Origin of the sequence: Fibrobacter sp. UWH9, assembly GCF_900129715.1 — a bacterium.
GTDB lineage: Bacteria > Fibrobacterota > Fibrobacteria > Fibrobacterales > Fibrobacteraceae > Fibrobacter.
Genome location: NZ_FQWP01000042.1, coordinates 1 through 6591 on the forward strand (window position 1 = coordinate 1; position 6591 = coordinate 6591).

At 52.0% G+C, this 6591-nt stretch carries 5 protein-coding genes and 1 pseudogene; 2 read left to right on the top strand and 4 right to left on the bottom strand.

What is annotated here, in order from left to right; translation table 11 throughout:
• Positions 1 to 171, top strand: a pseudogene (locus BUB94_RS17575) (succinate dehydrogenase/fumarate reductase iron-sulfur subunit); the annotation flags it as partial.
• Positions 172 to 528: 357 nt separating this feature from the next.
• Here the strand turns inward: BUB94_RS17575 and BUB94_RS15955 are convergent.
• From BUB94_RS15955 to BUB94_RS15970, 4 genes are read right to left on the bottom strand one after another with little or no spacing between them, the layout of a single operon-like run.
• Positions 529 to 1968: a GAF domain-containing protein gene (locus BUB94_RS15955; protein WP_073238936.1), complete on the bottom strand. Its 1440-nt coding sequence runs from the start codon at positions 1966 to 1968 to the stop codon at positions 529 to 531.
• Positions 1961 to 3463: a TolC family protein gene (locus tag BUB94_RS15960; RefSeq protein ID WP_073238939.1), complete on the bottom strand. Its 1503-nt coding sequence runs from the start codon at positions 3461 to 3463 to the stop codon at positions 1961 to 1963. The genes BUB94_RS15955 and BUB94_RS15960 overlap by 8 nt, the downstream gene beginning before the upstream one ends.
• Entirely contained in the window at positions 3463 to 4275 is an 813-nt protein-coding gene (locus tag BUB94_RS15965) for an efflux RND transporter periplasmic adaptor subunit (RefSeq protein WP_073161611.1), read from the bottom strand. Before BUB94_RS15965 ends, BUB94_RS15960 begins: the two co-directional genes overlap by 1 nt.
• Positions 4268 to 6349, bottom strand: a complete 2082-nt coding sequence (locus BUB94_RS15970) for a peptidase associated/transthyretin-like domain-containing protein (protein ID WP_139260295.1) — start codon at positions 6347 to 6349, stop codon at positions 4268 to 4270. The genes BUB94_RS15965 and BUB94_RS15970 overlap by 8 nt, the downstream gene beginning before the upstream one ends.
• Before the next feature lie 21 nt (positions 6350 to 6370).
• On the opposite strand from BUB94_RS15970, the gene BUB94_RS17110 reads away from it, so the two are divergent.
• On the top strand, positions 6371 to 6591 hold a 221-nt coding region (locus BUB94_RS17110; protein WP_217653156.1), incomplete at its 3' end, for a hypothetical protein.

Here is a 6591-nt window from a genome sequence, read left to right on the forward strand (position 1 = left end):
CTCGCTATGGTGGCACAGATGGACAAGGAAGGCTTTGGTAACTGCACCAACCTTTACGAATGCCAGGCTGCTTGCCCGAAGGGTATCACCGTGGATTACATCGCCAAGATGAACCGCGAATACCTCATGGCAACCGCTACCTACGCCGAAAAGGTTTATGGTAAGGATTAATGAGGCGTGAGGTCGCTCATGCCCAAGGCATTCTCCCCATAGGGGATAACTCGACTAAGACAACAAGTTGTCAAGTCTCGTATAGCTTGAGGTATGAGGTCGGCCTTTCAGGCCTTTGAGCATGTCATCCTGAGCGAAGAGGCGTAGCCTCGGAGTCGAAGGATCCAGACCAGCATTACAAAAAAAGGACTGCAGCGATGCGGCCCTTTTTGTATATGGTGGGGGAGGACAACCTCATAAGGCGAATGCAGCGACCGGTTTCCTTTGGTAGGGAAATTATATCGAAGTATCATTTTTTTGCGATTTTGCAGGACTTCCAACCACACTTTGTTGTCGCTTTTCGGGGCTTTTGCCCCCTTACCACCAGAGTTTCAGGCGAAGGTAGTCGATTGCCTGGTGTGAAAGAATCCACCAGAGCGTGCGCTTGCCCGCGAAAATCTTCGCGATACCTGTCATGCCGGGGCGGAACCATGCCGGAGTCTGGTAGACGAACTCGCCGCGCACGGCGAAGGTGTTCTCCTGTTCCTTTACCTCTGCGGTGGGGCTGATGTGTTGCGTCTCGAACCGGTAAACGTATTCGGGACGGCTCTTGATGGCGAGCAGGCCCTGGGTTCCGAGTTTTACGTTGCGCAGTTCCTGTTCGGGCACATTTATCTCGACATAGATGTTCTCGATGGATGCCATCTGGAACAGTTCCGTTCCCTGGTTTACCGGGGCACCGATGCGTTTTTGCAGGTCACCTTCGATAATGACGGCGCTGTCGGCGGTGACGGCGACCACGGCCATGGAGAGCCTGTAACGTACTGTCTTGAGCTTTGCTTGGGTTTGCGCGAGGCGCGCTTGGTGAATTCGCATTTCGGCAAGCTGGTGGGCCGCCTGGGCTTTTTGTATTTCGCGCCGGGAGTCCTGTTCCTGCGCCATGAGATCGGCTTCTTCAAGCTTGAGCTCTGTCTGGTTTAGTCGGAGTAATGGGGCTCCCTTGTAAACGACGTCGCCGGGCTTTACAAAAACGGTATCGATGTATCCGTCGAAGGGGGCTGTCGTATAGATTATTTTGTCTGTTTTCAGGATTGCCGGAGCGCTAACCCTGTAAGGGATTGGGTAAAGCGTCGCGAATAGAACCAGCGCTATTGCAAGTATCCCGAATAGCTTTGCCCACGTGTGTTCGACCCCTAAAAGCTTGGAGAGCAATTTGCGGACTTTTTTTACCATGCGGAGCCCAAACCAGCAACTTTTGTTGTAGAGTTCCTCAAGCCTTGCTGCGCACAGTGACGATGTCAGGTAAATTTGTTCAGAATTCAAGTCGTCGAAAGGTTGCGAATTTCGTTCGCAGCAGATGATTCCGATGATTTCGTCGCCATTGTGGATTGGTACGGTGAGTATGTACTTTGTGTGGTATTTGGTGCTGTACAGCTCGTGCTCGCGAATCGAAAGAACGTTCTTTTCGGGGGCGGGGTAGACGATGGCTGCGTCTTGCTCGTAGGCTTCTTCCATGATGCCTTCCAAGTCTCGCACCACCTGCATTTTTTTCTCGAAATGGTCGGTGTGGCTCAGAGCCTTTAGCTCAACGTAATCGTGCTTGACCCATCCGAGGCTCACCCTTTCGGCGTTGTATTTGTCGCAGAGCCCGCTGACCAGGGACAACGTCGCCGTTTTGAATTTGTCGCACGCAAGTACGTTTTGGGTGACGTCGAATACTTGGGTCATTTGGTTGATTTTTGCGTTGGAACTGCTGAGCGCCCCTTGCATCGCCTGGTGCAGTTTGTTGGCGTCCAAATTTGTGTTGGAATTATTCATGCAGCAGCTCCTTGCGTAGGGCGGGCTTGCCCTGATCCCAAGTTTCTAGGCCGTTTTCGCGCAACAGCTCTCCTTTCGCGATGAGGAGCTTTACGTCGATAAGGTGCAAATCGCGTGTATTCTCGAGGTGGCGCTGTTCCGCCTTGCGGAGGTCCTCTTCCATGTCGAAAATGATGTGGTAGTTGCTTTTGCCGAGTTCCATTTTTTTGAATTCTTCTTGCAGTTCCGTTTCGTGGTAGTTGACGGCGATTTCGCTGAATTTCCATTGCTCGCGTATTTCGATGGACCTTTTTTGCAGAATGCTGAATTCCTCTAAAAGTTTGTTCTGAATGAGCGCGAGGCGTGTACGTGCGGCTCTCACGTTTACCTTCTGTGCGGCAATCTGGTGACGTTCATTGATGTTTGCGAACAGTGGAATGTCTATTTCGATTCCTCCGGCAAGCACTGTTTGACGGTCTTCGGGGTGCTTGAAGTTGCGAATAGCCGTTCTTGCTTCCTTGTCGCGGCTGCGTATCCCGTAATTCCCGATAATGTCGAGCGTCGGGAGCGATTTTGTGCGATGTAGCTTCAATTCCTCTTCGCGCAGGTCGAGTTCCGCCTGCTGCTGCATGTAGGCGGGATGAAGGCGGTAGATGGAATCTTCGGCGTCAACTGGTTTTACCTGGATAGACGTGTCGATGTCGCTAGGGAGGCTTATGGCGATGGGGCGCGGATCCTGGATGATTTCGCTTGCAGATATCGCAAGTAGCAGGTTGAGCCTTGCGCTTCGCAATTGATTCATTGCCGTGAGGCGTCCGCTCTCGCGGTCGGAATACTCGGCGACGGCCTTCTGCTTGTCAAGGACCGAGAGTATGCCCAACTGCTGCCTTTTTTCTGCGTCGTCCGCGATTTGTTTTGCGACTTGCGACGATTTCGTGGCGAATTGCAGGGTTTGCTCTGCGTAAAAGTAGTTCCAGTAGGCATCGTAGAACTTGTCCAAAACGTCGCTGAGCGTGTTGCGGTATTTCTGGTAGGCGATTTCCTGTTGCAGGTAGGCTTCGCGGAGCTGCGCGGTGGGCGAAAAGTAGAGCAGGCCGTCTTTCAGCACGTGTTGGCGGAGTTCGCCGCCAAAGTAAAGTTCCGAGGTGTATTCGCTATGGGTGTAGGTCGCCTGGTTGAAGCCCACGCTGTATTCCGTAGCCGAGGGTAGCTTCCCTTGTATCCCGATTTTGTACTCGTCCCTGGTTTCCGTGAACAGGGCGCTCGGCCTGTCGCCTCTTTCCTTGCTTGCACGGCCGTTTAAGTGCGGCTCGAAATCCCCGTAGGCCCCTTTTGTCATCTCGGCTTGCGCAATCCAGTTGTATTTTGCTTCTTGTATATCGGTGTTGTTCTCGATAAGAATCTTGAGCGCCGTTTCCAAGTTGAGCCTGAGCGAGTCTTCGGTTGCAAAGGAACTGGCGACCGAAAAAATCAATATGAAAGCGAATAGCGTCAAATGTGCAGAAAGTTTGTGCATTATTGCAATATGATTTTGCCGGTGACGCCGGGTTCTATGGAGTGGTTTGAATTGTCGAAGATGACCTTGACTGTTCGTAGCAGGCTGGCCTTGTCAACGACGGGCGAGATGAATTCAATGGTTCCCATTTTGTTCCGATTTTTCGCGGAGCCGTTCAGTTGAAGATTGACGCTTTGGCCGATTTTCAGCTTGTTCGTCTTGTTGACAATGATGTAGGCTGTCATGCGGCATGTGCGCACGTCCGCGATTTCGATGACGGATTCGAGGGCTTCGACGCTTTCGCTCCTGTTCTTCGATATGGAAACTATTTCTCCATCGAAGGGGGCGATTAGGTACTGCTTGAGCAGCTGTGCGCGTGCCATGCGGTGCTCGAGGGAATCCTTGGACTTGGATACCTTTGCGGCTTCCCATTCGGCTTTCGCTACATTGAAGTTCATTTCCTTTTCCCAGAGCTGCTCGGCGCTTATGGAATTCGAAGTCTCGAACAACTTTTTCGTGGCTTCCAAGTCCTTTTCGTACGCGTCCATTTTCGCCTTCGCCGAGACAACACTCGAGAGGTCCTCGGCGGTGATTTTTGTGATGCGTGAACGCAGTTCCTCTTCGGTCTTTATGAGGTTCATCAAGGTGTCGCCCTTGTGGACGAACTCGCCTTCTTTTACCCAGATGCTGTCGATTTTCCCGGATACGGTAAAGCCCATACTGGCTTGCGCGAGCGGTTCCGTGATACCGTCGAAGCTTGCGGCTAGTGCAGAGCTTGCGCAAAAAGCGAATACGGCGGTGCAGAAAAACAGTATTTTGAACAACTTATTCATTTTTTGTGGTGCTTGAGCTCGACAAGGGAATCTCGAGTTCCGTGTACAATGTGAACTTTTCGAGATAAGTCTCGTCGGTTGCGTAGACGGTGAGGTTTACGCCGACGGAGTCGCCGTTTTGGGTGGACTCGTTGATGGCGTTCGGGAGCATTGTTATGAACAGCGTGTCGCCCTTGACCTTTGCGTTTGCGTTCTTGTTGGCGCCATGGCCGTACAGGGTGTACTTTGCGTTGCTCGCCTTGCTCCATTGTATCCTGTCGGTGTTCGTGGAAAGAGCCTTCGAGAATTTGACCCAGATGGTGTCTTCGGCGGAGAAGCTTGCCTTGTAGCCCTTGTTGCTTGGCCATGCGTTGCTTGTGACCGCGTAGAGTCCGCGCCCTGTCACGAAGGCGGAATCGCCGGTGAGCTCGTACGATATGCGGTCGCCGGACTTTTTGCCGTATACGGCGATGCTCACGCTGATGCTCGCTTCCGAGGGGAACGAACGATCGTGCTTGAGGAACAGGGTGTCTTTTTTCACTGTCGGGGTGACGTAGAATACGTCTGAACCGGCCTTCACCGAGACGGAAAGGTTCGCGCTGCTAAGTTCCTCTTCGAAAACGAAGAACGGCGTAATCAGGGGGGAGACGTCCCTATAGCCCATGAGCGACTTGTCGACGACATTTGACGCCTTGATTTTTTGCTTTTCGGGAACCTGGATTTCTGTGTAAAGGGAGAAATTCTTGAGGACAAGGCCGCTCTTGCCGTACGCGGTGATGTTCATGCCGATGGTATCTCCCTGCACGCGGGAGTCGAGGATGCGATCCATCAGTTTGACGAAAAGAGTGTCCTTTTTGACCCAGGCGTCTGCGTTCTTGCCGTAGCTGTGCGCGTAGATGGTGCGCGTGGCGCCGCTGGCGAAACTCCACTGAATCTTGTCGGCGCTCGAGACGAGGTCCTCGCTGAACTTGACCCAGATTGTGTCGCTCGTGCCGAAGGAGGACGTGTATTTTTCGTTGCTGGGCCATGCGTTGCTTGTTATGGCGTAGAGGCCTCTGCCCGTTGTAAATGCGGAATCCCCGTTGAAGGCGAGATTGTAGCGCTCGCCCGACTCCTTGCCGTATGCGGTGATGCTCACGGAATACCTGGTTTCTGCGTCGAAGGCGCTATCGGGGTGGGCCAGGAACAGCGTGTCGCCTTTGATGACCGGCTCTACGTAGAAGTTTGCCGAATCGCTCCTTACGTTGACCGACAAGCTCTTGGACGTAATCTTTTCGTTGAATACGTAGTACGGGACAATCAGGGGGGAGAGCTCCCCGTACCCCATGTAGTTCTTGTCCATCACGTTAGAGGCCTTGATGTCGTTTTGCTTTTTGACAAGGGTGTCCTGCTGGAGGTACGTGCGTCCCAGATCGATGGCGCCGTTCGGCTTGAGGCGTGGAAGGATTTTGTCTGTAGCGATGTAGCGCAACCCGTTGTATGTGACGGGGGCTATTTTGAGGACGAGCCCGGAATCTGCGGGCAAGTTCTTGAACGTGAACTTCCCGAGTGAATCGGACGAGCCGTCGAAGGATTCGGGGAACAGGTTCACGTAATCTTCGCTCTGGTGGACGATGGATATGGAGGCCCCCTTTATCGGGACGGCTTTCCCGGAACTGGCTTCGTTTATGTAGAGTTCTCCATTGAGGGCCGCGTTGAGGGGAGAAAGCCTTATCACCATGGATGACGTGGCGACGACCCCCTCCATGTGCGAGGATTCGCTGGTCGAGTTGACCGTTTCGACGTGCGGTGCGTAGTACAAGGTGTCCTTTTTTTGAATTTCCCTGTGCGTGAAGGTGAAGGTTCGCGAACCGTACGGCAAATCGTCGATGAAAAAGTTGCCGGCCTCGTCGGTTTCCGTGGATTTGAGATCTCCGGAGGCGTTTTGGTATGAAATCTTTACCCCACAAAGAGTTGCGTTATTCGAGGCGTCGACGACAGAGCCGGAAAAACTCCATTTTGAGTATTCGCTGTCTTCGGAATTTGTTGGAGAGCAGCCGATGACACATGCTGCAATGACGCACATTGCAAAGGAGAAAGCCTGTTTGACTTGCATAAAGATACCGTTGTATAGAAAATGGGCACAAAAATAAAAATAAACACGGAAAATACAAGAAGAAAAAAAGTTACTTTTGTAAAAAGAACGCAAATAAAGTTAAAACAAGTTTTTTTTATAGTTTGTTGTTGTTACATTTGGCGTGTTATTTTATTTGGAGCTATTCTCATGAACGAAAAAAAAGAAAATAAAGCGGCCAACTCCCTTCCAGAAGTAGTCTGGAACGACGGCAACATGAAAAG

Excerpts from the sequence above, each read along its gene's own strand:
- BUB94_RS15955 (WP_073238936.1), bottom strand. The coding sequence starts at position 1,968 with ATGAATAATTCCAACACAAATTTGGACGCCAACAAACTGCACCAGGCG.
- BUB94_RS15970 (WP_139260295.1), bottom strand. The coding sequence starts at position 6,349 with ATGCAAGTCAAACAGGCTTTCTCCTTTGCAATGTGCGTCATTGCAGCA.
- BUB94_RS15960 (WP_073238939.1), bottom strand. The coding sequence starts at position 3,463 with ATGCACAAACTTTCTGCACATTTGACGCTATTCGCTTTCATATTGATT.
- BUB94_RS15965 (WP_073161611.1), bottom strand. The coding sequence starts at position 4,275 with ATGAATAAGTTGTTCAAAATACTGTTTTTCTGCACCGCCGTATTCGCT.